Genomic DNA, 24,061 nt, shown 5'->3' with positions numbered 1-24,061 from the left:
TGTCACGGTGCGCCGTGAGGTGAAAAGGGGCGGCCCGGCACCCAGGGGGTGCCGGGCCGCCCGCTGTTCCGGGAGGAGGCGCGTTACTTCACCGCGCCTGCCATGACGCCCGCCACGAACTGGCGCTGGAAGGCGAAGAAGACCGCCAGCGGGATCAGCATCGAGACGAAGGCGCCGGGGCCGAGGATGTCGATGTTGTTGCCGAACTGCCGGACCTGCTGCTGGAGCGCGACCGTGATGGGCGGGTTGCCGCTGTCGGCGAAGATCAGGGCGACCAGCATGTCGTTCCAGACCCACAGGAACTGGAAGATGCCCAGCGAGGCGATGGCCGGGCCGCCCAGGGGCATCACCACGCGCACGAAGAGCCGCAGCTCGCCCGCGCCGTCCAGGCGGGCCGCCTCCAGGAGCTCGCGGGGGATCTCCGCGAAGAAGTTCCGCAGCAGGAAGATGGCGAAGGGCAGACCGAAGGCGGTGTGGAAGAGCACCACGCCCGTGGTGGTCTGGAAGATGCCGACCTCGCCGAAGAGCTTGGCCACCGGGATCAGCGCGACCTGGACCGGGACCACCAGCAGGCCGACCACGACGAGGAACCACCAGTCGCGGCCGGGGAACTCCATCCAGGCGAAGGCGTAGCCGGCCAGGGCGCCGATCACCACGACCAGCAGGGTGGCCGGGACGGTGATCGCGAGCGTGGTCCAGAGGGAGTCGGTGATCTGCTGGTTGCTCAGCAGCTTGTCGTAGCCGCTGAAGGTGAGCTGTCCGGGGTCGGTGAAGACCTTCCACCACCCCGAGAGGTCCACCTGCGCCGGGTCGCGCAGCGAGGACAGCAGCAGTCCGGCGGTCGGCATCAGCCACAGCAGGCCGATCAGGATGAGGACGACCCGCATTGCCCCGCCGCCGGCCCGGGCGGCGATCCGCGCGACCGGGGACTGCTTCGCCTGTACGACCGTGTCCGCGCTGGTCATCGGCGGCTCTCCCTTCGGATCCGGCGGATGTTGATGATCATGACGGGCAGCACCAGCAACAGCAGCAGCACGGCGATGGCGCTGCCGAGGCCCTGGTTGACATCGGTGCCGAAGGACGACTGGAAGAGCTGGAGCGCCAGCACATTGGCGTCGTCCTGCGAGGGGCCCGGCGCGATGATGTAGACCAGGTCGAAGATCTTCATCACGTTGATCATCAGTGTGACGACGACGACCGAGAGCACCGGTGCCAGCATCGGCACCGTGATCCGTCGGAACACCTGCCACTCATTGGCGCCGTCCATCCGCGCGGCCTCCATGAGCTCACGCGGCACCCCCGCGAGCCCCGCCGCGATCAGCACCATCGCGAAACCGGCCCAGATCCAGACGTACGAGCCGATGATGGCCGGGGTGACGATGGACGGGCCGAGCCAGTCCACGCCGTTGTACGGCTCGGAGAAGTTCCAGGCGGGCAGCCGCAGTTGGGCGCCCTCGGCCTTGGCGGGCAGGGTGTACGTACCGTCCGCCGCCGATGTCGTCCGGGCGACGACCTTGCCGTCCTTGACCGCCTCGATCTTGACGTCGGCCATGGCCTTCTCGCCCTTGTCGATGGCGCCCTGCTCGCCACCGCCGCCCTTGGTGAAGTCGAACCAGACGGTGCCGGTCACCTTCCCGGACTCGGGCTCGGCGGCCTTGGCGTCCTGCGCCCCGCTGATGTCACCGCGCTTGGCCGCGACCAGCGGAATCGAGGCGGGGTCACCGGCGCGGACGGTGTCCTTGGTGGTGAAGGAGCCGTTCGAGGACTCGTCCAGCCCGGCGGTGGGGCGCGGATGGGCGCCGGGGAACGGCGGCGACTCGCTGAAGGAGTCGTGCACGCTCACCCACATGGCGTTGGCCACGCCCTTGTCCGGGTCCTGCTCGTAGACCAGCCGGAAGATGATGCCCGCCGCCAGCATCGAGATCGCCATCGGCATGAAGACGATCAGTTTGAAGGCGGTGGCCCAGCGCACCCGCTCGGTGAGCACGGCGAAGATCAGGCCCAGGGCGGTGGAGACGGTCGGGGCCAGGATCAGCCAGATGATGTTGTTCTTGATCGCCGTCTTGGTGGCGTCGTCGGAGAACATCTCCTGGTAGTTGTCCAGGCCGACGAAGCCGTTGCCCGAGGCGTCGAAGAAGCTCCGGTAGACGGAGTAGCCGATCGGATAGACGACGAGCGCCCCGAGCAGCACCAGGGCGGGCAGCAGAAACACCGCCACCAGCCACGGCCGGGTGCCCATGAGGCTCTTCTGCTTCTTCGCGCCCGGCCGTTTGGCCGGTGGGGCGGACGATGCCCGGCCAGGCGTGGCCGCGCCGTCCGCTGTCGCGGTCGACATGATGTGGTTCTCCCGGTCGAGTCGTCAGTTCTTGTACGCCTTGGCGGCATCCGCTTCCAACTGGCGCTGGATGCCTTCGACATTCCTCGGGTTCTTGAGGAAGTCCTGGAGCGCTTTCCATTCGCCCTGGGCCGGCTTGCCGCCGAAGGAGGCGGGAGCCTGGTCGGACATGTCGAACCGGAAGTCATTGCCCGCCGCGATCAGCGCCTGTGCGATCTTGCGCATGGAAGCATTGGGATAGGCGCTGAGCTTGACGTTCTTGTTCGCCGAGATGAACCCGCCGGACTGGGCCCAGATGGTCCCGGCGTCGGGCGAGGCGAGGAAGGTGAGCAGCGCCTGCGCGGCCTTGCTGTTCTTCAGCGCCACGCCGACGTCGCCGCCGGTCACCACCGGCTCCTTGTCGCCCACCGCGGGGAACGGGAACACCTTCGCGTCCTGGTCGAGCTCGGCGCCCGCGTCGGCCACGTTGGCGGCGACGAAGTCGGCCTCGAAGACCATGCCCGCGTCCGGCTCCGCCTTGTTGCCGAACGCCTTGGTGACGGAGTCCGGGAACGCGGTCTGGAGCGCACCGCCCCGGCCGCCCGCGACCAGGCCCTTGGTGCCCCACAGATCGGCGAGCGTCTCGAGCGCCTTCTTCACCGATGGATCGGTCCACTTGATCTTGTGCTGGGCGAGCTGGTCGTACTTCTCCGGGCCCGCCTGGGAGAGATAGACGTTCTCGAACCAGTCGGTGAGCGTCCAGCCGTCCTGGCCGCCGATCGCGACCGCGTCGGTGCCGGAGTCGGAGATCAGCTGTGCCTGCTCCAGGAACTCCTTCCACGTTTTGGGCACCTTGGCACCCGCGTAGTCGAACGCGGAAGTGTTGTACCAGAGCAGGGATTTGTTGCTCGCCTTGAAATACACCCCGTAGGGCTTGCCCTGGTACGAGCCGAGGTCCTGCCAGCCCTTGGCGAAGTTCTTCGCCAACTCGGCACTGGCGTCGGCGTCCAGCGGTTTGGCCCAGCCCTTCTGCGCGAACTCGCGCATGACGCCGACCTGTCCGACCATCGCGACATCCGGCGGAGCGCCGCCCGCGATCTTCGAGCCGACGAAGCCGGCCATGTCGTCGCCGCTGGGTACGAAGGAGACCTTGGCCCCCGTGCGTTTCTCGAACTCCTTGAGCACCTTGGTGAAATTCTCCTGCTCGGTGCCCGTCCAGACAGCGGTGACCTGGAGTTTCTGCCCTTTGAGATTCGGCAGTTTCACGGTGTTCGGCGGGGGGCCGCCGCTCACCGTGTCCTGGTCGTCACCGCCGCAGCCCGCGGCGGTGAGCATGAGCCCTCCCGCCGCCAGCAGGGCTACCGCGGTTCGTGTCGAACGCTTCATAGGAAGCGGTACGTGCATTCCCCGTGTTCCCTCCGATGCTGACCGCCCCCGTGCGGCCCATGTCCCGTGCGAGTAGTCCTACGCCCCGTCACCGAACGTGGCAATACTGTGTTCGGCGTTCACTCACGGATCGTGATCGGGCCGTGATGAACGATCATCCGAGACCGGGGCAGGTGGGGCACACGGGAGGATGGGCAGAACGGATCTGAAAGTCGGTCAGGAACGATGTGATCGTTGAGAAACGGGTAGGGAACGGGCGCCGAACCGCCGGTAACGGGCAGGGTCGGCCGAGGGTGGTCAGGCGACGGTCAGATCAGGGCGGGTGCGGAGGGCGCGTCCGCCGACTGCGCGGCGCGCTGGAGCGCACTGGCGAGAAGTGCCAGGTCGGTGGGGCCGTTGCCCAGCTCGCGCAGCGGTCGGCGGGTGGGCGGATCGCCCATGCGCCGCCATTCGAGCGGTACGACGGTGGGCCGCTGTGTCGCGGTGCGCGGTATCCGTCCGGTCACCCGGCCCGCCTGAAACGGGGTCTCGACCACGTCATCCGGGCGCAGCAGCCGCCCGCGGCCCGGAGCCGGTTCGCCGCCCGGGGCGGCTGCGGCGGTCGAGGCGGATGTGACCGAGCGTGTCGATATGCCGGGGGATGCGCCGGGCCTTTCGGGCTCGCCGGGGTGTGCGGGGCGTGTGGGGTGTGCGGGAGCCGCGGATGCCGCGGATGCCGCGGAACCCGTGGCGTTCAACGGGCGCGGGTCCAGGGTGATCCGCAGCTCGGCCCGCTCGACGGCCACCGTGTCCGCCGTACGGTCCGGGCGGCCGGACGCCACGACCAGATGCACCCCGAGGCTTGCGCCGTCACGGGCGATCGCCTCCAGGGCGCGGACGACCGAACCGGCCGCCGGGCGGCCGGGACTGCCGAGGGCCGGGGCCACCAGCGCGTCGAAGTCGTCGACGAGCACGACGAGACGGGGGAGGAGCGAGCGGGGGCGGACGGCCACCGGGCTCGCGGTGCGCTGGGCGCGCAGATTGAGCGTGTGGAGGGTGTCGCTGGGCGGCGGGTCGATATCGCCGGGTGGGCGGGGCGCGACCACGCGGGCGGCACCGGTCGCACCGGCCGTACTGGTCGCACCGGCCGTACCGGTCGCGGTCGCACCGGCCGTACCGGAGGCGGGTGCGCCCGGGGCGCCGCTCGGGCCGGCGGCCCCGCCGCCCTCGCCACCGCCGCGGTGGGGCCGGGTGTGCCAGTCGGTGAAGTCCTGCCCCTCCAGCAGCTCGGCGCGGCGCTTGAGCTCCGAGCTGAGCGCCTGCGCGAACTCCCGCATCCGCACGGGGTCGGTGGCCGCCAGATGTGTCGAGACATGCGGCAGGTCCGTGCACACCTGGAGCCCCTCGCCCGCCCCGGCTCCGGCGCCATCGACGAGGATGAGCTCGAGCCGGTCCGGCCGTTCGGCGGCCGCGAGCGACGCGGCGAACGAACGCAGCAGCTCCGTCTTACCGGTGCCCGCCGTGCCGTCGATCACCGCGTGCGGACCGTCGGCGGCCAGATCGACCGCGAGCGGGCCGCGCGGCCCGGCGCCGAGCACCGCCAGCGCCCGGCCGCCCGGCGGGGCCTCGTCCGCCGCGACCGCCCAACGGGCCATCAGCGACGCGGGGGTGGCCCGCGCCAGGCCCAACTCGTCCAGCAGCCGCGCCGAGTCGGGCAGCGGGACGGTGGGCGGGCCGCCGGAGCCGCCGAACGCGCCGTCCTGCGCGGAGGCGGCCGGGCGCAGGGGCGCGAGCGCCCGCGCGAACCGCTCGGCCCACGCCGCCGACACCGCGTCCACGGTCACGGTCGTGGTGGCGTCGGTCGCACCGGTGACCCCGGTGACCGCGGTGGTGCCGGACGCCGCCCCGTCCCCCTGGACGACCTGGAGCCCCGTGGCCACATCGCCGCTCAGCACGGCCGCCACCCCGCACGCCGCGAAGGCCGCGGACGCGGAGCACGCGGCCTCGTAGCTCATGGGCAGCGGGGATGTGGGCGACGCGGCGGGCGCCTCGGCCAGACAGAGCAGATGGATTCCGGCCGCCGGGCCGCTCACCGCCAGCCGGGCGAGCGTGTCGTGCAGCGCGGGCTGACCGGGGGCGCCGTCCACGATCACCACCGTGTACGGCCCGAAGTGGCGAGCCGCCGCGGACGCCGCGGCGGCCGGGGAGGCGCTCGCCCAGCCGGGGCCCAGCGGCCCGTCCTCCAGCCGCCGGGTCAGCTCCTCCGTACGGGCCGTGGCCTGCTCCAGGTCATACGCGAGGAGCAGCCGGCAGTCCTGCCCGCGCAACGGCTGGAGCTGCGGCAGCCAGCCGAGCCACGACCACTCCGCCAGCCGCTCCTCGCCACTGATCAGCACGATCTCCAGCGCGGCCGGTGAGTGCAGGGCCGCCAACTGCGCCACAACGGACCGGGCGAGCCCCGCCACCCGCGCCCGCGGCCCCGCCAGCCCCAGCGATCCGCACCGCCGCAGATCGACGGTCACGGGCGCGGCGGGCAGCGGCGCGCCCTCCGCCGTCAGCTGGTCGGCCGAGCCGAGCCGCACGGTGAGCGCGTCCGGATGGCCCTGGGCGCGCTCCCACAGCCGGGAGCCCGGCCCCAGCGCCGTCATCAGCACGGTGGCCGGGTCCGGCCACCGCCGCTGCGAAGCCTCTGCCTCCGCGGCCGCCCGCGCCGCCGCGCCCTGGTCCTGTCTCGCCCCGGCCCGCTCGGCCGACTTCCCCCCGGCCAACTGCCGTACCCAGGCCCCTATCCCCCGCCGCCGCGCCTGCGCCCCCGGCGCGTCCAGCGCATAACCCCCGGCATGCGTACGATCCACCGCCCCCCGCAGCCCGGCGCCACCAGCCCCCGCGCCCTTACCACCGCGCTGCCCGGCGCCACCAGCACCTGTGCCTTTGCCGCGTTGCCCGGTGCTGCCAGCCGTCGCGCCCTTGCCGTCGTTGCGCTGCCCGGCGCCGCCAGCGCCAGTGCCTCCGCCGCGCTGCTCGGCGCCGCTGGTCGCCGCTCCTTTGCCGTCGTTGCGCTGTTCGGCGCCGCCGTATCCCGCGCCCCCATCCTGCGGACGCCCGTCGCGTGGGTCGAAACCGGCGGGAGCCGCGCCATGGCCCGCCGCGTGGCCGGGGTCGGCCGAGCTGCGGCCGCCGCGCGGCCCGGCGCCCGGTCGGCCGCCGGGGGAGGGGGCGCGCTGGTCAGGGACTGCGGCCGGGCCGCCGTAAGGCGACCGGTCGTAGCCCGTGTCGGCGGGCTGACCGCCGGTGGAGGTCCCCGGCGGGCCCTCCTGGCCGCGCCCTCGGCTGTACGGACGCCCGCCGCGCGGGGCGTCGCCGTAAACCGCCTCGCCCTCGCCCTGTCGGCCGGGGTCCGCGCCCGTACCGCCGTAAGGGCCGCCACCGGGGCCCACCGGGTCGCCGGAGGCACCACGGGTCGTGGGCCGGTGGTGCGGGGCGGCGTCCGGGTGCCGACTGCCGGTCGGCCGGGCCCATTGCCCCGGCTGCCCGCCAGGGCCGGTGCCCGACTGATCCTGGTCGGCCCGCGCGGGCTGCCCCGCCGGGCCATGTCCGGTGGCTCCGGCCCGGGGGGCGCGCTCACCGCGCCGGGTGGGGGTGGTGGACGGATCGTCGTACGGCTGGCCGCCCGGGGCTGAGGCCCCCTGCGGGGCGTGGCCGCGTCCGCCCGCGCCGCCGTGCCCTTCCCCGTACGGTCGCTCGCCGTGGCGGGCGGGGTCTTCGGCGCCGTATGGCGTGCTGCCGGGGCTTCCCGGGCCGCCGGGGTTCCGGCTGCCTGTCGGCCGGTGGTCGGCCTGTCCGTCTCGGTTCTCGTGGCGGGCCCCCTGCGGGTCGTGGCCGCGTCCGCCTGCGCTGCTGTGCCCTTCCCCGTATGGCCGCTCGCTGCGGCGGGCGGGGTCTTCGGTGCCGTAGGGCGAGCCGCTGGGGCTTCCCGAGCCGCCGGTCGCCCTGTGGTTGGCCTGTCCGTCTCGGCTCTCGTGGCGGGGCCCTTGCGGGCGGTGGCCGCTTGTGCCCGTGTCGCCGTGTGCTTGATCGTATGGCCGCTCGTTGCGGCCACTGGTGTCTTCGGCGCCGTAAGGCGTGCTGTCGGGCCTTCCCGGGCCGCCGGGGTTCCGGCCGCCTGTCGGCCAGTGGTCGGTCTGTCCGCCTCGGTCTTCGTAGTAGGGCTCCTGCGGGCGGTGGCCGCGTCCGCCCGCGCCGCCGTGTGCGCCGGTCGCGCCGCCGGGTGCTTCGCCGCGCGGGCGCCCGTCGCGGCCGCTGGCGCCTTCGGTGCCGTAAGGCGAGCCGGCGGGGCTCCCCGGGCCGCCGGTCGGCCAACGGTCGGCCTGTCCGTCCCGGTCCTCGTGGCGAGACCCACGACCGCTCGCGCCGCCGCGCGTCCCAGGCGTCCCGCTCGCACCGCCGTCATGACCGGACCCGCGACCGTCCCCGCCGCCGCGCGTCCCAGCCGTGCCGCTGTACGTCCCGCTCGCACCGCCTCCGTGACCGGACCCGCGACCGTCCGCGCCGCCGTGCGTCCCCGTGGCGGCCCCGTCGTCGGGGCGGCGGCCGTCGTTGCCCGGGTGGGCGTGGGCGCCGGGGCCCGAGCGCTCGTCGTACGTGCCGGGCGCTCTGCGCGCCCCGGGCGCGGGGTGAGACTCCTCACCCGGCTGGGCGACGCGCGTCCAGCCCGTGCCGGGGTGGCGGGCGGGGGGTGTCCACGTGCCCTGGGCCGTGTGGGTGGGCGGGGACTGGGGGGCGCCCGTCCAGGTGCCCTCCGCGTGGGTGGGGTGGTCCCCGGCCGGGGTCACGCGGAGGTGGCCCTCTCCGTCCGGGTGGACCGGAAGGCGAGCGGGGGCCGACGGGAGCGCGGACATGGCGGCGGACGGGACGCGCAGCCGCAGCGCGGACTCGCCGATTCGCAGCAGCACCCCCGGCTCCAGGGGCACCGGCTGGGGGCCGACGGGGACGCCGTCGGCCGCGGTGCCGTTGGTCGAGCCGAGGTCGGCGATGGTCACGCGGCCGTCCTCGGCGACCGTGACCGCGCAGTGCAGCCGGGAGACGTCGGGGTCGTCCAGGGGGACGTCCGCGTCGGCGGAGCGGCCGATGCGGACCTGGCCGCCGTGCAGCAGGTGGACGCCGCCCGCGTCGGGCCCCGCGACCACGTCCAGATGGACCGTGGCGTCGGCCACGGCGGTCTCGGGGAGGCCGGGGTAGCCGGGGTAGTGGCCGGAGTCGGGGTCGGCCGGGCCGTGCAGGGAGAGCACCGCGCCGTCCACCAGCGGCGGCTCGCCGAGCGCGCAGCGCTGCGGGTCCAGCCGCTCGCCCCCCGCGTACAGCACCGCCGCGCCGCCCCCGCTGCCACCCGGCTCGTACCCGGCCGCGGCGACCACGTCGGCGAGGCCGCCGGCCACCGCGGCGAGGGCCGTGCCGGGGGGCGCCGTGACCAGGACGTCCACCGCGCCCATGAGGGCATGCGGCCCGGACGCGGGCGCAGGATGGTGGCCGGAACGGCCCGGGTGGGCGCTGCGCGGCCCGAGGACGGTCAGCCGAATCTGCATCGCCGTCAACGGTCCCTTCTGTCCGGGGGGCCGGGCAGGGGTGCCGACCCCCACCACCACCCCCAGGCCCTTCGGCACGTACAGGTCCGTACGGGGTCGTACGAGTCACGGAGCGTGAGCCTCCCGGCGCTCGGCGCTTCCGTGCTGTCTGCATCCTCGCACCTGCCACCGACACTTCGCCCGCCGCCCGCCGTTACATGATCTTGATTGGTCGGCTAGTCGGCCGAAAGTGGCTGATTGCGACCGGAACGGCCACCCTTGAGACGCTCGGGGGCGCCCGATGGAGCGCCCATTGAGCGGCGATCGAGCGCCCCGGACCGCCGGTGGCAACCATCTGCCCGGATCACACGTCTTCCCCCGCGCCGGACCGGTGTCCGGACCGGTGTCCGGACCGGTGTCCGGGTCCGTATCCGGACCGGCGTCCGGGCCCGCCTGGGCCGGTTGTCCGGAACCCGTGTCCGATCCCGTGTTCGACCCCTGCCCGAGCCCTCGTGTGGTGATCGGATAGGGCTCGCCGTGCGTCGCCATTACAGTGGGGCGGACGAGTACCAAAAGGCAGCGACCAACAGCAGATCATCCAGCGGACCATCGCAGTCCACCGATGTAAGACCACGATCAGGGAGCGCATGACGTGCGGCCGGTAGGCAGCAAATACCTGCTCGAGGAGCCGCTCGGGCGCGGAGCCACGGGCACCGTCTGGCGAGCCCGCCAGACCACGCCGGCGGGGGCCGAGGCCGCCGTGGCCGGGCAGCCCGGCGAGACTGTCGCGATCAAGGTCCTCAAGGAGGAGCTCGCGAACGACGCGGACATCGTGATGCGCTTTCTCCGCGAGCGCTCGGTGCTGCTCCGGCTCACCCACCCCAATATCGTCCGCACCCGTGACCTGGTGGTCGAGGGCGATCTGCTGGCCCTGGTCATGGACCTGATCGACGGCCCGGATCTGCACAACTACCTGCGCAGCAACGGCCCGTTCACCCCCGTCGCCGCCTCCCTCCTCACCGCGCAGATCGCCGACGCGCTCGCCGCCAGCCACGCCGACGGCGTGGTGCACCGCGATCTGAAGCCCGCCAACGTGCTGCTCGCGGGCACCGGCGAGGGCCAGGAGATGCACCCGATGCTGACCGACTTCGGCATCGCGCGCCTCGCCGACTCGCCCGGCCTCACCCGCACCCAGGAGTTCGTCGGCACCCCCGCCTATGTGGCGCCGGAGTCCGCCGAGGGCCGTCCGCAGACCTCCGCGGTGGACATCTACGGCGCGGGCATCATGCTCTACGAGCTGGTCACCGGCCGTCCGCCGTTCGCCGGCAACACCGCACTCGAGGTGCTCCACCGCCACCTCAGCGAGGAGCCGCGCCGCCCCTCGACCGTGCCCGAGCCGCTGTGGACGGTGATAGAGCGCTGTCTGCGCAAGCGGCCCGAGGAGCGCCCCAGCGCCGAGAACCTCGCCCGTGGGCTGCGCGTGGTCGCCGCGGGTGTCGGGGTGCACGCCTCGGCCGCGCAGGCCGAGGAGGCGCTCGGCGTGGCCGCGCTGCTCGCCCCCGACCCGGCGCCCGCCCCGGTGCCGGACACCGCGCCCGCGGGCTCGGCCGAGCCCACGCAGGTGCTGCCCACGAACGCACCGGCGGGCTCCCCCTCGTACGACCCGGCCGCGGCCACCAATGTGATGCCGACCGCCGGGGCGAACGCCGACCCCACCCAGGTGCTGCCCAGCGGCTCCGGACCGGCCGGAGGCCCCGATCCGACGCGCGCCATGCCGCCCGTGCCGCCCGGTGGTCCGGGCCAGGACGATCCGCACCCCTGGCAGAACCAGCTGCGCGCGGCCCGCGACCGCAATGAGCAGACCCAGGTCCAGTACCTCGACCCCAGCCAGGACCCGCTGCGCCGCCGCCCCCAACGCCCCGCGCCCCAGCAGTACCAGCAGCCGCAGCAGTACCAGCAGCCCCAGCAGCAGCCGCCCCAGCGCCAGCGGGGCCGCCAGCAGCCGCCGCCGTACGCCCAGCAGCAGCCGCAGCAGTACGCCCCGGCGCCGCACCACCCCCAGCAGCCCCAGCCGCAGCGCTACGCCCCGCCGCCGCAGCAGCCGGAGCCGCGCCGCGAGCCCCGCCAGCGGAGCTCCAACCCCAACCGGATGAAGATCCCGGGGCTGGGGTGCCTCAAGGGCTGTCTGTTCGTGATCGTGGTCCTGGTCATCGGCTCCTGGCTGGTCTGGGAGCTGACCCCGCTCAAGGACTGGGTCGCCGAGGGCAAGGGCTACTGGGACGCGGTCTCGGGCTGGGCCAAGGACGTCGGGCAGTGGATCGAGGACCTGGGCGGGCCCAGCAGCTGATCCTCCCCGGCGCGGGCCCGGTCCCTGTCCCTGTCCCGGTTCCCGGCCCCCCTCCTGGCCCCGTTCTCCGGCCGGTCGCCGACCCCGTCCTCCGGCCGGTCGCCGACCCCGTTTCCCGGCCGCTCCCCGCCTCCGTACCTCCGTCTCCGGTGATTTGTCGACATCCGAAGGGTGTTTTCCGCCGCAGAAGTGACAGTTGGCGTTGTCTGGTGCACCCAACGCGCCAGTAGCCGCGTAGCTTTGTCGCCAACGTGCCCCCCTTGTCGGAGGATTCGGAGCAGTCTTGTCACGGAAGATCGGCAGTCGGTACACCGCGCATCAGCTCCTGGGGCGCGGCAGCGCCGGCACGGTGTGGCTGGGCGAGGGGCCCGAGGGACCCGTCGCCATCAAGCTCCTGCGCGAGGACCTCTCCTCCGACCAAGAGCTCGTGGAGCGCTTCGTGCAGGAGCGCACCGCACTGCTCGGCCTCGACCACCCCCGGGTGGTCGGGGTGCGCGACCTGGTGGTCGACGGCAATGACCTCGCGCTGGTCATGGATCTGATCCGCGGTACGGATCTGCGCACCCGCCTGGACCGCGAGCGCCGGCTCGCCCCCGAGGCCGCCGTCGCGATCGCCGTGGACGTCGCCGACGCGCTGGCCGCCGCCCATGCCGCCGGGGTCGTCCACCGCGACGTCAAGCCGGAGAACGTGCTGCTGGACATGCAGGGCCCGCTCGGCCCCGGCGGTGCGCACCCCGCCCTGCTCACCGACTTCGGCATCGCCCGCCTGGTCGACGAGCCGACCCCGATCCGCGCCCAGCCGGCCCGCGACCGGCAGTCGTCCCAGGGCCGGTCGCCGAACCCGCGCAGTGTGATCGGCACCCCGGACTATCTCGCCCCCGAGATCGTCGAGGGACTGCCGCCCCGGGCCAGCGTGGATGTGTACGCCCTCGCGACGGTCCTCTACGAGATGCTGGCCGGTTTCACGCCCTTCGGCGGTGGCCACCCGGGCGCGATCCTGCGCCGCCATGTGACCGAGACCGTGGCGCCGCTGCCCGGGATCCCCGACGAGCTGTGGCAGCTGCTCCTCCAGTGCCTCGCCAAGGCGCCGGCCTCCCGGCTGCGCGCCTCCGAGCTGGCCACCCGGCTGCGCGAGGTGCTGCCCGGTCTGGCCGGCTATCCGCCGCTGGACATCGACGAGCCCGATGAGCAGCAGGAGGCTGAGCGCGAGGGCGCGGAGGCCGAGACCCCGCGCCGCGGTGTCTCCGTCCCCGCCGCCGGGCCCGGCTCCGGCCCGGTACCCACGACCCCGCGGCGGCGCGGCGCGGTGCCGCTGGTCCCCGGCGCGGTGCCGGACTCCAGCCGCGAGACCCACACCAGCATGCGGGTGCCCAGCGCGGACGAGCTCGCGGGCGGCGCCCATGGCACCGCCCGCGCCCCCCGGGTGCATGGCCAGCGCCGGGCGGGCTCGGCCCGTAACCCCGCGGTCGCGGGCGCGCTGCGCCGCCGCCGGCTGAAGGTGGCCGTGGTCACCGTGGCCGCCCTGGTCGCGGTGGGGGTCGGCGGATGGCTCGTGGCGGGCGGTGACGACGACGGGGACCCGCCCAGAGACGGCGGGCACTCGGCCTCCCAGGATCCCGGTACGCCATGACCGGGGACGGTCAGTCTTCCGCAGCGGTTACGCTGGTCCCGTGGCAGTCGTCGATGTATCCGAAGAGCTGAAGTCCCTCTCCTCGACCATGGGGTCGATCGAGGCCGTCCTGGACCTCGACAGGATGAGGGCCGACATCGCCGTGCTCGAGGAGCAGGCGGCGGCCCCGTCTCTCTGGGACGACCCGGAGAACGCGCAGAAGGTCACCAGCAAGCTCTCCTATCTCCAGGGGCAGCTGCGCCGGACCGAGGAGCTGCGCGGCCGGATCGACGATCTCGAGGTGCTGTTCGAGCTCGCCGAGGCCGAGGGCGACGAGGACACACGCGTCGAGGCCGAGGCCGAGCTGGAGGTCGTGCGCAAGGCGGTCGACGAGATGGAGGTGCGCACCCTCCTGTCCGGTGAGTACGACGCCCGTGAGGCGGTTGTGAACATCCGCGCGGAGGCGGGCGGGGTGGACGCCGCCGACTTCGCCGAGCAGCTCCAGCGGATGTATCTGCGCTGGGCCGAGCGCCATGGCTACAAGACCGAGATCTACGAGACGTCGTACGCGGAGGAGGCCGGCATCAAGTCGACCACCTTCGCCGTGCAGACCCCGTACGCCTACGGGACGCTCTCCGTCGAGCAGGGCACCCACCGCCTGGTGCGGATCTCGCCGTTCGACAACCAGGGCCGCCGCCAGACCTCCTTCGCGGGTGTCGAGGTGCTGCCGGTCGTCGAGCAGACCGACCACATCGAGATCGACGAGTCCGAGCTGCGCGTCGATGTCTACCGCTCCTCGGGCCCCGGCGGCCAGGGCGTCAACACCACGGACTCCGCAGTGCGGTTGACCCACATTCCCACCGGCATCGTCGTCTCCTGTCAGAACGAGCGCTCGCAGATCCAGAACAAGGCGACCGCGATGAACGTCCTCCAGGCCAAGCTGCTCGAGCGGCGCCGCCAGGAGGAGCAGGCCAAGATGGACGCGCTCAAGGGCGACGGCGGCAATTCCTGGGGCAACCAGATGCGTTCGTACGTCCTGCACCCGTACCAGATGGTCAAGGACCTGCGCACCGAGTTCGAGGTCGGCAATCCGCAGGCGGTGCTCGACGGTGAGCTCGACGGCTTCCTCGAAGCGGGGATTCGCTGGCGTAAGCAGCAGGAGAAGTAAGACCCCTGGTCGCCCCAACCGGCCGCGCACACCACGGTTTTGGTCACAGTCCTGTACCCATGCATGCGGCAAGCGCTTCCATAGCGGACATCTCGCATGCAATGGCCTTGACGAAGATCTGAAAACTGGGAAGGCTGACGCGCGGCATGCGTATGACTGGGGCGCGTGTTGAGCGGGGGCCGGCGGACCGCCTCGGAGGGATAGGGGCCCGCGGAGACTGAGACACCCCGAGCCGTTGCCCCGTGCATAGCTGCTCCATTGACGAGTACAGCTACTGGGGGTAGCAGGCAGATGACGAAGAAGACGCGGCTGCGCGTCGCGCGTATAGCGGCCGGCGCGGTGATCGCCGCCGGCGCGTCGCTCACCGCCGCCGGCGCCGCATCGGCTGTTGGTGTCGATGTCGGTATCGGCGGTGTGAACGTTTCGGCGAACGCCGACGAGAAGGGTCTGGACGTCGGCGTCGGTATCGGCAACGGTCACGGCAAGCCGACCGATGAGCCGACCGATGAGCCGACGTCGATCCCGACGGAGCCCACCGAGGAGCCCACCGAGCCGCCGACCGACGAGCCGACCGAGCCGCCCACGGACGAGCCCACCCAGCCGCCCACGGACGAGCCGACCGAGCCGCCGACGGACGAGCCCACTCAGCCGCCGACCGGTGAGCCGACCGAGCCGCCGACGGACGAGCCCACCGGTGAGCCGAGCTCGCCCGGCCAGGGCGGCGGCAGCGGTGGTGGTGGCGACGACAGCACCTGCACGGTGGACGTCGACAGCACCAACTGCGACGACAACACCGGCACCGACAACGTCGGCTCCAAGCCGGTGGAGCAGGGCAAGGCCAAGGAGCAGCTGGCTGAGACCGGTGCCTCCGAGACCACGTTCCTGCTGGTCGGCGCCGCGACGATGATCGCCGGCGGTATTGGCTTCCGCTTTGTGCCGCGTCTGGTGAACCGCAACAACGTGGCCTGATCGCGAGCCCTACGCACGGTAAGGGGCCCGGAGCGCTTCGGCGCTCCGGGCCCCTTGTGTGTATGTCCGGCCCCTTTGTGCGATCAGGTTTGTGTGATCAGGGGCGCCACACTTGACGTATGGTGGTCGTAACGCTCCGTTACGCCGTTGCCATCTCATGCGCGAGGACGGCCACCGCGATGAGCGCCACCAGCAGCGCTATCAGCGCCGCCGGGGTCAGCCCGCCGAAGATGCCCTCCTGCTGCATGCGCTCCCTGCTGGCCCGGCAGACCGGGCAGCGGCCCTCGCTGACGGGGCTCGCGCAGTTGGCGCAGACGAGCCTGTCGTACGTCATGCGCTTTCTCCTCCCGCGCGGCGGTGCCGCAGTAGACATGGGGCCAACGCTCGGGGAAATGGGTTGGTTCCCCTTCCACTGTGCCAGCTTCCGCCCGGTTCGGCGCGCCCCGCACGATTCCGTGCCGCATCCGTACCGGTTTCGTGGCCGTTTCAGCCGCCACGACAGGCGCATTGTCAACCGTTTGACCCCAATAGTGCAGTGAAGAAACCCACGCGCACCGGACGGCGGACTGCGCGCCCATGCGCGCTTCGCGTATGGTCACGCTCACCGACGGGAGCCGCTTCGGCAGCCCGTACCGCTATCCAGGTCGACCGTGGTGCTCCAGTGATCCGATTCGACAACGTATCCAAGACCTACCCCAAGCAGAACCGTCCCGCACTTCGGGATGTCTCGCTCGAGATCGAGAAGGGCGAGTTCGTCTTCCTGGTGGGCTCCTCGGGGTCGGGAAAATCCACTTTCCTCCGGTTGCTGCTCCGGGAGGAGCGCGCCAGCCATGGCGCGGTCCATGTGCTGGGCAAGGATCTCGCGCGGCTGTCCAACTGGAAGGTGCCGCAGATGCGCCGCCAGTTGGGGACCGTCTTCCAGGATTTCCGGCTGCTCCCCAACAAGACCGTCGGGGAGAATGTCGCCTTCGCGCTCGAGGTGATCGGCAAGCCGCGCGGCGCCATTCGGAAAACCGTTCCCGAGGTGCTCGATCTCGTGGGGCTCGGCGGTAAAGACGACCGTATGCCCGGCGAGCTGTCCGGTGGTGAACAGCAGCGGGTGGCCATCGCCCGCGCGTTCGTCAACCGTCCGATGCTGCTGATCGCCGACGAGCCGACGGGAAACCTGGACCCGCAGACCTCCGTCGGCATCATGAAGCTGCTGGACCGGATCAACCGGACCGGTACCACGGTCGTCATGGCCACGCACGATCAGCAGATCGTGGACCAGATGCGCAAGCGCGTGATCGAACTTGAGAAGGGCCGCCTCGTCCGCGACCAGTCCCGCGGCGTCTACGGCTACCAGCACTGAAAGGACGCCATGCGCGCCCAGTTCGTCCTGTCGGAGATCGGCGTCGGTCTCCGCCGCAATCTCACGATGACCTTCGCGGTCATCGTCTCCGTCGCCCTGTCGCTCGCCCTGTTCGGCGGGTCCCTGCTCATGCGCGAGCAGGTGAGCACGATGAAGGGCTACTGGTACGACAAGGTCAACGTCTCGATCTTCCTCTGCAACAAGAACGACAAGGAGACCTCGGCCAACTGCGCCAAGGGAGCCGTCACCGAGGCCCAGAGGCAGGAGATCGAGTCCGAGCTCAAGCAGATGAACATCGTCGAGTCGGTGCACTTCGAGACCAGTGAGGAGGCGTACAAGCACTACAAGGAGCAGTTCGGCGACTCACCGCTGGCCGACTCGCTGACCCCGGACCAGATGCAGGAGTCCTTCCGTATCAAGCTGAAGGACCCCGAGCGCTATGACGTCATCTCCACGGCCTTCGCCGCCCGGCCCGGGGTGCAGGAGGTCCAGGACCAAAAGGCGCTGGTCGACGACCTGTTCAATCTGCTCAACGGCATGAACTTCGCGGCGCTCGGCGTGATGACGCTGATGCTGGTCGTCGCGTTGATGCTGATCGTCAACACGGTGCGGGTGTCGGCGTTCAGCCGTCGCCGGGAGACCGGGATCATGCGATTGGTCGGCGCGTCCAGCTTCTATATCCAGATGCCGTTCATCATGGAGGCCGCCATCGCGGGGCTGCTGGGCGCGGGCTTCGCCTGTGTACTGCTGGTGAGCGGGCAGTACTTCCTGGTCAACAACTGGCTGGTGGACAAGATCGATGTGATCAACTTCATCGGCTGGGACGCGGTGTTGGCGAAGCTGCCGCTGGTGCTGGCGATTGGCCTGCTCATGCCCGCTCTCGCGGCGTTCTTCGCGCTGCGCAAGTACCTCAAGGTGTGACATTCGCCTAGGGCGCCGTACCGGATAACGCCCGGTACGGCGCCTGTTGGTGCCCTACACTCACCGGCATGTCGGGCCCGTGTTTGTTCGTCCATCCCCGCCGCATTCGCCGCGGGGCCGCCCTGACATTGGTCTTCGTCAGCGTGCTCGCCACGGGGGCGGCCGTCGGCTCCTGGGGCGCCGAGCCCGGACCGCGCAAGGACCCCGAGGCCGCCGGCATACCGGCCCGTACCTACGTCGGCGCGGTCGAGAGCGACCAGGTCAAGGCGGCCGCGGCCGAGGCCGAGGAGGACGGGAAGTCCGGTTCGAAGGCCGCCCGTGAGGTGGTCAGCCGCAGTGGGGACCGGTGGGGCGCGGTCTACAGCGCCCGTGAGTACGAGGGCTTCCGCCAGAACCTCGACGGTGCCTACGTCGGCGTCGGGATCTCCGCCCGCCGGGACGCCCACGGGCGGATCGCGGTGGAGCGCGTGGAGCCCGGCAGCCCGGCCGAGAAGGCCGGCATCCGGGCCGGTGACCGGCTGCGCACGGTCGACCACAAGAATGTGACGGGGCGGCCCGTCACCGAGGTGGTGGCCCTGCTGCGCGGCCCGGCCGACGGCTCCCCGGGCACCCGGGTGGAGCTCGGGCTGCGGCGCGGTACGCACGAGTGGACCGAAGAGCTCCGCCGGGCCCGGCTGACCACGGACCCGGTGACCGTGGACCGGCTCAGCGACCACGACGACCACCGGCCGGGCGCCGTGCGGATCAAGGTCGACTCGTTCACCAAGGGCACCGGAGAGCGCATCCGGCACGCCGTGCGCTCCACCCCCCGGGGCGACGGCATCCTGCTCGATCTGCGCGGCAACTCCGGCGGACTGGTCTCCGAGGCCGTCACCGCCGCCTCCTCCTTTCTCGACGGTGGTCTGGTCGCCACCTATGACGTCCATGGTGACCAGCGGGTTCTCGACGCGCGGCCGGGCGGCGACACCGGCAGCCCGCTGGTGGTGCTGGTCGACGGCGGCACCATGAGCGCCGCCGAGCTGCTCACCGGCGCCCTCCAGGACCGCGGCCGCGCCGTGGTCGTGGGCTCCCGCACCTTCGGCAAGGGCTCGGTGCAGATGCCGAGCGAACTGCCGGACGGCTCGGTCGCCGAGCTCACCGTGGGCCACTACCGCACCCCGGCCGGGCGTAACGTCGACGGTGAGGGGATCGCCCCGGACCTGGCGGTCAAGGGCGACGACGGCCCCTCGGCGGAGGCGCGGGCACGCACGGTATTGAGTGGCCTCGGGGGCGGGTCCTAGTGCGAGAATGGCCTGGCTATGGCTAAAGAGACAGGTCGCAAGCTGATCGCGCAGAACAAGAAGGCGCGGCACGACTATCACATCCTGGACACCTACGAATGCGGTCTGGTGCTGACCGGGACCGAGGTGAAGTCGCTGCGCCAGGGGCGAGCCTCGCTCGCGGACGGCTTCGCCCAGCTGGACGGCGGCGAGGCATGGCTGCACAACGTGCACATCCCCGAGTACAGCCAGGGGACCTGGACCAACCACTCGGCGCGCCGCCGCCGCAAGCTGCTGCTGCACCGGGCGGAGATCGACAAGCTGATCGGCAAGACCCAGGAGACCGGGCACACCCTGGTGCCGCTGGCCCTGTACTTCAAGGACGGCCGGGCCAAGGTCGAGGTCGCGCTGGCCAAGGGCAAGAAGGAGTACGACAAGCGCCAGACCCTGCGGGAGAAGCAGGACCGCCGCGAGGCCGAGCGCGCCATCTCCGCCGCCCGCCGCCGTCAGCGGGCCTGACCAGCCGGAAGGCGCGCCTCGGGGGGACGGGAATGATGTGGCCCCGTCGCGCGTTGTTCACCTATGATGGCGCTGTGCCCCTACGAGGGCGCGGCACCACCTTTGAAAAATACACATGGGGATGATCGGTTTCGACAGCGGCTGTCGAAGCAGGGGAAGCGAGCCGAGGAAGCGGCAATGATCTCGTTAACCATATGTCGCAACCAATAATCGCCAACACCAAGCGCGATTCCTTCGCCCTCGCTGCCTAAGTAGCGACTTGCGAAGTGTCAGCCCGGGGATGTTCCCGACCCGGATCCTGGCATCGACTAGGGAACTAAACCACTAGACCCGGCCACGGGGTCTGGTGGGAAATCAAACAGTGGCTGAGCCCGTCGGAGACTTGTCCGCGTGATCTCCGGGGCCGAGAAAAGCACAGCGGACTGCGCTCGGAGAAGCCCTGATTCCGCACCGTTGGACGCGGGTTCGATTCCCGCCATCTCCACTCATCCCATGTACGACGAAGGGCCCCGCCATCAGGCGGGGCCCTTCGTCGTGTTGTGTGGATCAGTTGGAGGCGGTCAGGGTTCGCAGTTGGGCGAACGACTGGCTAACGGCGTCGCGCAGGTCGAGGTCGTCGGCGGCGTCGACCCATCGTTGGAAGGCGACCCGGTACACCGCGGAGCCGGTCTCGGCGGCCAGGCTGGCCTCGGTGTCGCCGGCGCCCCGCCGTCGAAGCCCATCGGCGAGTGCGGCCGACATATGGGCGAGCTTGATCAATTCACGTTCGCGGAGATCGGCGTTGGCCGTGATCACCGCGTGCCGCTTCCGGGCGAGCTCAGGGTCACGTCCGATGATCTCGGCCGCGGCGTCCAGCGCGGCCGCGACGGCCTCCAGCGCCGACGCCGTGGCGGGCGCCGCCTCCAGCGCGGTCAGCGACTTCTCCGCAAACTCGGATGCCCCGTCGAAGAGAACCTCGCGTTTGTCGGCGAAGTAGCGAAAGAAGGTGCGAGCGGTCACGCCGGCCCGGTCGGCGATGTCGGTCACCATGGTCTGCTCGAAGCCGTGTTCGAGATACAAGGCGAGTGCGGCCTCGCGCAGTCGGCCACTGGCTCCAGGCTCCCATCGTCCCATGCGCCAAGTTTAGGGCTGCCGTCCGCTGCCCAGCACGGTGATGTCATCTGATGACATCGCCGTGGTAGGTTGATGTCATCAGGTGACATCAACGTGTGGAGGTGTTCGTCATGACGACGATGAAGCGCATCCAGTACCACCAGTACGGCGGTCCCGAGGTGATGCGGTTCGAGGATTTCGAGCCGACGCGGCCCGGCCCCGGTGAGGTTCTGGTCCGTGTGAAGGCGGCGGCCGCGAACCCGATGGACTGGAAGATCCGCAGCGGTGAGATGAAGATCATGACCGGCCGGAAGTTCCCGCGCGGCTTGGGTCACGACTTCGCGGGCGTCGTGGCGGAGGTCGGCGACGGCGTCACTCGACTCGGCGTCGGCGACGAAGTGCTCGGCGGGGCAAGCATCAAGGCGGCGGGAGCGTTCGCCGAGATGGTCGTCGCCGACGAAAAGGCGGTCGTGAAGAAGCCGGCGGATCTCTCCTGGGAGGAAGCCGCCGCGGTCCCCATCGTGGGGCTCACCGCTTTTCAGGCGATGGTCAGCACGAGCAAGCTGCACACCGGGCAAGCCGTCTTCGTTCACGGCTGCCTCGGCGGAGTCGGCCGATCCGCCGTGCAGCTCGCCCTGGCGCACGGCGCTTCCGTGGGAGGTAGCTGTCGCGGTACCGCCAGGCAGGAGGCACACGACCTCGGTGTCACCCCGATCGTCGACTTCGACTTCGACGCGATGAAGCTCGCAGGGCGATTCGACATCGTCTTCGACACCGCCGGCACGCTGCCGATCAAGGCGGCACGGGCGTTGCTCAAGCCTGGTGGCCGCATCATCGACATCACCCCCACGCCGGCGAAGTTCGTGAGAAGCGCCCTGCCGGGGCCGTATCAGGTGCTGATCGCGAAGGTCAGTGTGGAGGACCTCGAAGCGGTCGCACAGGCTGTCGGGAAGGGAATACTGCGACTGCCGATCGCCCGCACCGTGCCGCTCGGCAGGGCGATCGAGGCCCTCACGGAGCTCGAACGCAACCGCACGCCCAAGGGCGGCAAGCTCGTCATCACGACCGAGTGACCATCGCGTCGTTCGAACCCCCCATGAGTTTGATGGTGCCCCGCCCGGGGGCAGGGCGGTGGGCGGCCTCGCCGTAGTTGAAGGAGGTGGCGGTCGCCCGGACCAGCGCCCGGTGGGGGCGGGTTCGGGGCCGGCGACCTCGTCGAGGCGGAGGCCGGAGCGGGCGGAGGGCCGTCGGAGCCAAGGTCCCGGTCAGCGCAAGGCGGCGCGAACACGGTTCCTCAGCCGCTCGTCGCTGATGGTGTCCAGGCCCCGCCACGCGAAACCGCTGACCTCCTCGGCCTGCAAGGTCACGTCCCTGCCAGTAGTGGTGCGGAACAGGTAGCGGAAGTCGAAGTGCTGGTGGTCGGGCTCGCCCTTGGCGTCATTGGCCGGGATGGCGTGTACGTCGACGTGCACCGGGACGGGTGAGAGCGGGACGATACCAGCACTGATGCCGGTCTCCTCCGCCAGTTCCCGTAGGGCGGCGTCCATGAGGTCGGCGTCGTCGTCCTCCAGGTGGCCGCCGGGCAGTAGCCACTTGCCGAGCGCCAAGTGCTCGATGAACAGGGCCTGCCCGTCGTCGTCGACCAGGACGGCCCCGGCAGTGGCGTGGCCCCGGAATTCCTTCCGGCTGGTGAGGTCTGCGCCGCTATCCAGCAGATTGAGAACGGGCGCGAGGGTCATCTTCTCCTCGGGATGGGCGCTGGTGTAGTCGCCGATGACGGCGCGGATTTGGTTGGCCGTGATGGGCACGGGTCTCCCCTAGCGGTTGTAGTAGTTGAGCCAGGTCGCGGCGATGGTCGCACGGTCCTCGGACGACACCTCGTGGATGCCCGGGGCGAGGTTTCCCCGCGCCAGCATGCGGAGGGCGGCCAGTATCTCGGCCTGTACGAGGAAGATGAACGGGCCGACGCTGGCGCCGTGCAGAAAGTTGACGGCGTTGCCGTTGTTGAGCAGATAGAAGTAGTGGCCGGTGGCGAGGTAGCGGGTGATGCCATCTCCGGCGGCGCTGCGGGTATAGCTGGCCGGCAGCCCGTCCAGTTCCAGTTCGTCTTCGCTGCTGGTGACGGTGGCCACGTAGGCGCCGTTGCGGAGCTGCGGGAAATCCTCGCCGCGCAGCGACAGGGAACCGGTCGCGCACAGGACCAGTCCGGCCTGGGTGAGGGCGTGGTCCCGATCGCGGGCGACGCCGAAGCCCTGGGAGAGCGCCTGGGCGCGCCGGATGGGGCTGACGTCGTACACGGTGACGTGGATGCCCTTGACGTGCAGGAGGCGGGCGATGCTGGAGCCGAGCTTCCCGAATCCGAGAACCAGGGCGGGGCGGCCGTGCAAGATGTCGCCTCTCCCCCGTAGCAGGGCTTCGGTGGAGAACACGATGGACTGGCCGACGAGGAAGTCCTCTGGGTCCTTGAGCGGTGAGCGGGCCACGGACACGACGGGGCAGGGCAGCTTGTCGATCACGGCGTACCGGCGGTGCCCGTTCTCGGTGTCCTCGACCACGCCGAGGATCCGGCCGGAGAACTTGTCGTACAGGGCTTCCAGTGCGGGGGCGAAGTAGCCGCCCACGTCGAGCAGTAACACGTCATCGCCCGCCGCTCGCGTCTCCAGATACGTCACGGCGGAATCCGGGTTTGCGAACAGGTCCCGGGACAGTGCGTCGCAGGGGAAGGACCGCTCGACCTCCCGGCGGGCGGTGATGCTGATCGACTTCGGCTTGGGGAGTACGGCACGCAGGTCCGACAGACCGGCCACGGCCCGGACGAACGCTGGGCGCTCGGGCAGCAGATGCGTGACCAGGAGCGAAGCGGGCCGGTCGGGCAGATGAAACCGCTGCACGATGCGGCCGAAGTAGGTATCCAGCCGGGCAAGGTCCGTGGTTTCCACGTGCATCTCCTTACGAAGGCAGGGACGTTCGGTGCTTCGGTCTGGGCACCGGGTGCGTCGGGCTGCGGTCACGCGTCACGGCAGGTGATCCGGGGTGGCACACTCTGCCCAGACGCCTTTGCCCCACGGCTTGAGGTCGATGCCCCACCGGCAGGAGACGGCGTCCACTACGGCCATGCCGCGCCCGGACTCGGCCGTTTCGCTCGCCTCGATGATGCGGGGAATCGTGCGGGACCGGTCGAACGTCGAGATTCGTACCAGGTGATCGCTGGGGCGTTCGACCTTGAGGCGGAAGCGGCCGCGCCGCTCGGGGTCGGGGATATGGCGGGTGGCGTGCCGGATCGCGTTGGTGGCCAGCTCTGAGGCGATCAAGTGGGCATCGTCCACCAGGTCCTCCAGCCCCCAGGCCCGCAGGGTCGCGGCGACCGACAGGCGCGCGATGCCTACGGACTCTTCGGCGCACGGGAGCGACTGGGTGTGGGTCGGATGGCCTGTGCCAGTGGGTGTGAGCGGTGAGGGCTTGCTGGTCATCATCGTGGTCATCTCGTCGGCCTTCTGGTGAGTGGGCCAGGCGGCGCGGAGACCCCGGGGAACGGGCTGCTCGTGTGGACGGCCTGGCGCTGCATGACACCCAGTCAACGCTCGGA

The 24,061-nt window shown here is 71.2% G+C and carries 18 protein-coding genes and 1 other RNA gene; 10 read left to right on the top strand and 9 right to left on the bottom strand.

The window, feature by feature from the left end; genetic code table 11:
- Window positions 1-83: 83 nt before the first annotated feature.
- From AB0E24_RS39770 to AB0E24_RS39755, 4 genes are all read right to left on the bottom strand, one after another.
- Complete coding sequence (locus AB0E24_RS39770; RefSeq protein WP_069863438.1) at window positions 84-965, bottom strand: carbohydrate ABC transporter permease; 882 nt, start codon at window positions 963-965, stop codon at window positions 84-86.
- Window positions 962-2,335, bottom strand: coding sequence for a carbohydrate ABC transporter permease (locus AB0E24_RS39765; RefSeq protein WP_069863445.1), 1,374 nt, complete (start codon window positions 2,333-2,335; stop codon window positions 962-964). The genes AB0E24_RS39770 and AB0E24_RS39765 overlap by 4 nt, the downstream gene beginning before the upstream one ends.
- 24 nt (window positions 2,336-2,359) lie before the next feature.
- Window positions 2,360-3,718: an ABC transporter substrate-binding protein gene (locus tag AB0E24_RS39760; RefSeq protein WP_079257868.1), complete on the bottom strand. Its 1,359-nt coding sequence runs from the start codon at window positions 3,716-3,718 to the stop codon at window positions 2,360-2,362.
- Between the two features lie 290 nt (window positions 3,719-4,008).
- Complete coding sequence (locus tag AB0E24_RS39755) at window positions 4,009-9,261, bottom strand: FtsK/SpoIIIE domain-containing protein (protein ID WP_359384484.1); 5,253 nt, start codon at window positions 9,259-9,261, stop codon at window positions 4,009-4,011.
- Window positions 9,262-9,892: 631 nt separating this feature from the next.
- On the opposite strand from AB0E24_RS39755, the gene AB0E24_RS39750 reads away from it, so the two are divergent.
- From AB0E24_RS39750 to AB0E24_RS39735, 4 genes are all read left to right on the top strand, one after another.
- Window positions 9,893-11,587: a serine/threonine-protein kinase gene (locus AB0E24_RS39750; RefSeq protein WP_079257865.1), complete on the top strand. Its 1,695-nt coding sequence runs from the start codon at window positions 9,893-9,895 to the stop codon at window positions 11,585-11,587.
- Window positions 11,588-11,870: 283 nt separating this feature from the next.
- Window positions 11,871-13,217 (top strand): serine/threonine-protein kinase, encoded by a 1,347-nt coding sequence (locus AB0E24_RS39745; protein WP_069863476.1) that lies wholly within the window; start codon window positions 11,871-11,873, stop codon window positions 13,215-13,217.
- Between the two features lie 40 nt (window positions 13,218-13,257).
- Window positions 13,258-14,364 carry a peptide chain release factor 2 gene (gene prfB / locus AB0E24_RS39740; protein ID WP_069863483.1) on the top strand — a complete coding sequence of 369 codons (1,107 nt, stop codon included), beginning with the start codon at window positions 13,258-13,260 and terminating at the stop codon, window positions 14,362-14,364.
- A 291-nt stretch (window positions 14,365-14,655) separates the two neighbouring features.
- Complete coding sequence (locus AB0E24_RS39735) at window positions 14,656-15,333, top strand: LPXTG cell wall anchor domain-containing protein (RefSeq protein ID WP_359384482.1); 678 nt, start codon at window positions 14,656-14,658, stop codon at window positions 15,331-15,333.
- A 139-nt stretch (window positions 15,334-15,472) separates the two neighbouring features.
- On the opposite strand, the gene AB0E24_RS39730 is transcribed toward AB0E24_RS39735, so the two are convergent.
- Window positions 15,473-15,667: a hypothetical protein gene (locus AB0E24_RS39730; protein ID WP_069863498.1), complete on the bottom strand. Its 195-nt coding sequence runs from the start codon at window positions 15,665-15,667 to the stop codon at window positions 15,473-15,475.
- 327 nt (window positions 15,668-15,994) lie between these two features.
- Between AB0E24_RS39730 and ftsE the strand changes: the two genes are divergently transcribed.
- The 5 genes from ftsE to ssrA all read left to right on the top strand — a co-directional run bounded on the left by ftsE (window position 15,995) and on the right by ssrA (window position 19,870).
- A complete protein-coding gene (gene ftsE, locus AB0E24_RS39725; protein ID WP_069863504.1) occupies window positions 15,995-16,684 on the top strand; it encodes a cell division ATP-binding protein FtsE in 690 nt (229 codons plus the stop codon).
- 9 nt (window positions 16,685-16,693) lie between these two features.
- Window positions 16,694-17,605, top strand: a complete 912-nt coding sequence (gene ftsX / locus AB0E24_RS39720; RefSeq protein ID WP_069863511.1) for a permease-like cell division protein FtsX — start codon at window positions 16,694-16,696, stop codon at window positions 17,603-17,605.
- Window positions 17,606-17,673: 68 nt separating this feature from the next.
- Window positions 17,674-18,885, top strand: coding sequence for a S41 family peptidase (locus AB0E24_RS39715; RefSeq protein ID WP_359384479.1), 1,212 nt, complete (start codon window positions 17,674-17,676; stop codon window positions 18,883-18,885).
- 18 nt (window positions 18,886-18,903) lie between these two features.
- Complete coding sequence (gene smpB / locus AB0E24_RS39710; RefSeq protein WP_079257863.1) at window positions 18,904-19,383, top strand: SsrA-binding protein SmpB; 480 nt, start codon at window positions 18,904-18,906, stop codon at window positions 19,381-19,383.
- Between the two features lie 117 nt (window positions 19,384-19,500).
- Window positions 19,501-19,870: a transfer-messenger RNA gene (ssrA, locus tag AB0E24_RS39705) on the top strand.
- A 59-nt stretch (window positions 19,871-19,929) separates the two neighbouring features.
- On the opposite strand, the gene AB0E24_RS39700 is transcribed toward ssrA, so the two are convergent.
- Window positions 19,930-20,496 (bottom strand): TetR/AcrR family transcriptional regulator, encoded by a 567-nt coding sequence (locus AB0E24_RS39700; RefSeq protein WP_359384476.1) that lies wholly within the window; start codon window positions 20,494-20,496, stop codon window positions 19,930-19,932.
- Window positions 20,497-20,606: 110 nt separating this feature from the next.
- On the opposite strand from AB0E24_RS39700, the gene AB0E24_RS39695 reads away from it, so the two are divergent.
- A complete protein-coding gene (locus AB0E24_RS39695) occupies window positions 20,607-21,548 on the top strand; it encodes an NADP-dependent oxidoreductase (RefSeq protein ID WP_359384474.1) in 942 nt (313 codons plus the stop codon).
- Window positions 21,549-21,740: 192 nt separating this feature from the next.
- On the opposite strand, the gene AB0E24_RS39690 is transcribed toward AB0E24_RS39695, so the two are convergent.
- The 3 genes from AB0E24_RS39690 to AB0E24_RS39680 form a co-directional block, all read right to left on the bottom strand.
- Complete coding sequence (locus AB0E24_RS39690; RefSeq protein WP_069863531.1) at window positions 21,741-22,283, bottom strand: NUDIX hydrolase; 543 nt, start codon at window positions 22,281-22,283, stop codon at window positions 21,741-21,743.
- Between the two features lie 9 nt (window positions 22,284-22,292).
- Complete coding sequence (locus AB0E24_RS39685) at window positions 22,293-23,414, bottom strand: adenosylhomocysteinase (RefSeq protein ID WP_359384472.1); 1,122 nt, start codon at window positions 23,412-23,414, stop codon at window positions 22,293-22,295.
- Between the two features lie 75 nt (window positions 23,415-23,489).
- Window positions 23,490-23,957 (bottom strand): ATP-binding protein, encoded by a 468-nt coding sequence (locus AB0E24_RS39680; protein WP_359384469.1) that lies wholly within the window; start codon window positions 23,955-23,957, stop codon window positions 23,490-23,492.
- Window positions 23,958-24,061: the final 104 nt, after the last annotated feature.

It is taken from the genome of Streptomyces malaysiensis subsp. malaysiensis, assembly GCF_040653035.1.
In the GTDB taxonomy this organism is placed as follows: domain Bacteria; phylum Actinomycetota; class Actinomycetes; order Streptomycetales; family Streptomycetaceae; genus Streptomyces; species Streptomyces malaysiensis.
This window is presented reverse-complemented; position numbering and strand designations above follow the sequence as displayed.

Coding starts and splice junctions, on each gene's coding strand:
- AB0E24_RS39735 (WP_359384482.1), top strand. CDS start 14,656: ATGACGAAGAAGACGCGGCTGCGCGTCGCGCGTATAGCGGCCGGCGCG.
- AB0E24_RS39715 (WP_359384479.1), top strand. CDS start 17,674: ATGTCGGGCCCGTGTTTGTTCGTCCATCCCCGCCGCATTCGCCGCGGG.
- AB0E24_RS39730 (WP_069863498.1), bottom strand. CDS start 15,667: ATGACGTACGACAGGCTCGTCTGCGCCAACTGCGCGAGCCCCGTCAGC.
- AB0E24_RS39680 (WP_359384469.1), bottom strand. CDS start 23,957: ATGACCACGATGATGACCAGCAAGCCCTCACCGCTCACACCCACTGGC.
- ftsX (WP_069863511.1), top strand. CDS start 16,694: ATGCGCGCCCAGTTCGTCCTGTCGGAGATCGGCGTCGGTCTCCGCCGC.
- AB0E24_RS39700 (WP_359384476.1), bottom strand. CDS start 20,496: ATGGGACGATGGGAGCCTGGAGCCAGTGGCCGACTGCGCGAGGCCGCA.
- AB0E24_RS39760 (WP_079257868.1), bottom strand. CDS start 3,718: ATGCACGTACCGCTTCCTATGAAGCGTTCGACACGAACCGCGGTAGCC.
- AB0E24_RS39770 (WP_069863438.1), bottom strand. CDS start 965: ATGACCAGCGCGGACACGGTCGTACAGGCGAAGCAGTCCCCGGTCGCG.
- AB0E24_RS39765 (WP_069863445.1), bottom strand. CDS start 2,335: ATGTCGACCGCGACAGCGGACGGCGCGGCCACGCCTGGCCGGGCATCG.
- AB0E24_RS39695 (WP_359384474.1), top strand. CDS start 20,607: ATGACGACGATGAAGCGCATCCAGTACCACCAGTACGGCGGTCCCGAG.
- AB0E24_RS39755 (WP_359384484.1), bottom strand. CDS start 9,261: ATGCAGATTCGGCTGACCGTCCTCGGGCCGCGCAGCGCCCACCCGGGC.
- smpB (WP_079257863.1), top strand. CDS start 18,904: ATGGCTAAAGAGACAGGTCGCAAGCTGATCGCGCAGAACAAGAAGGCG.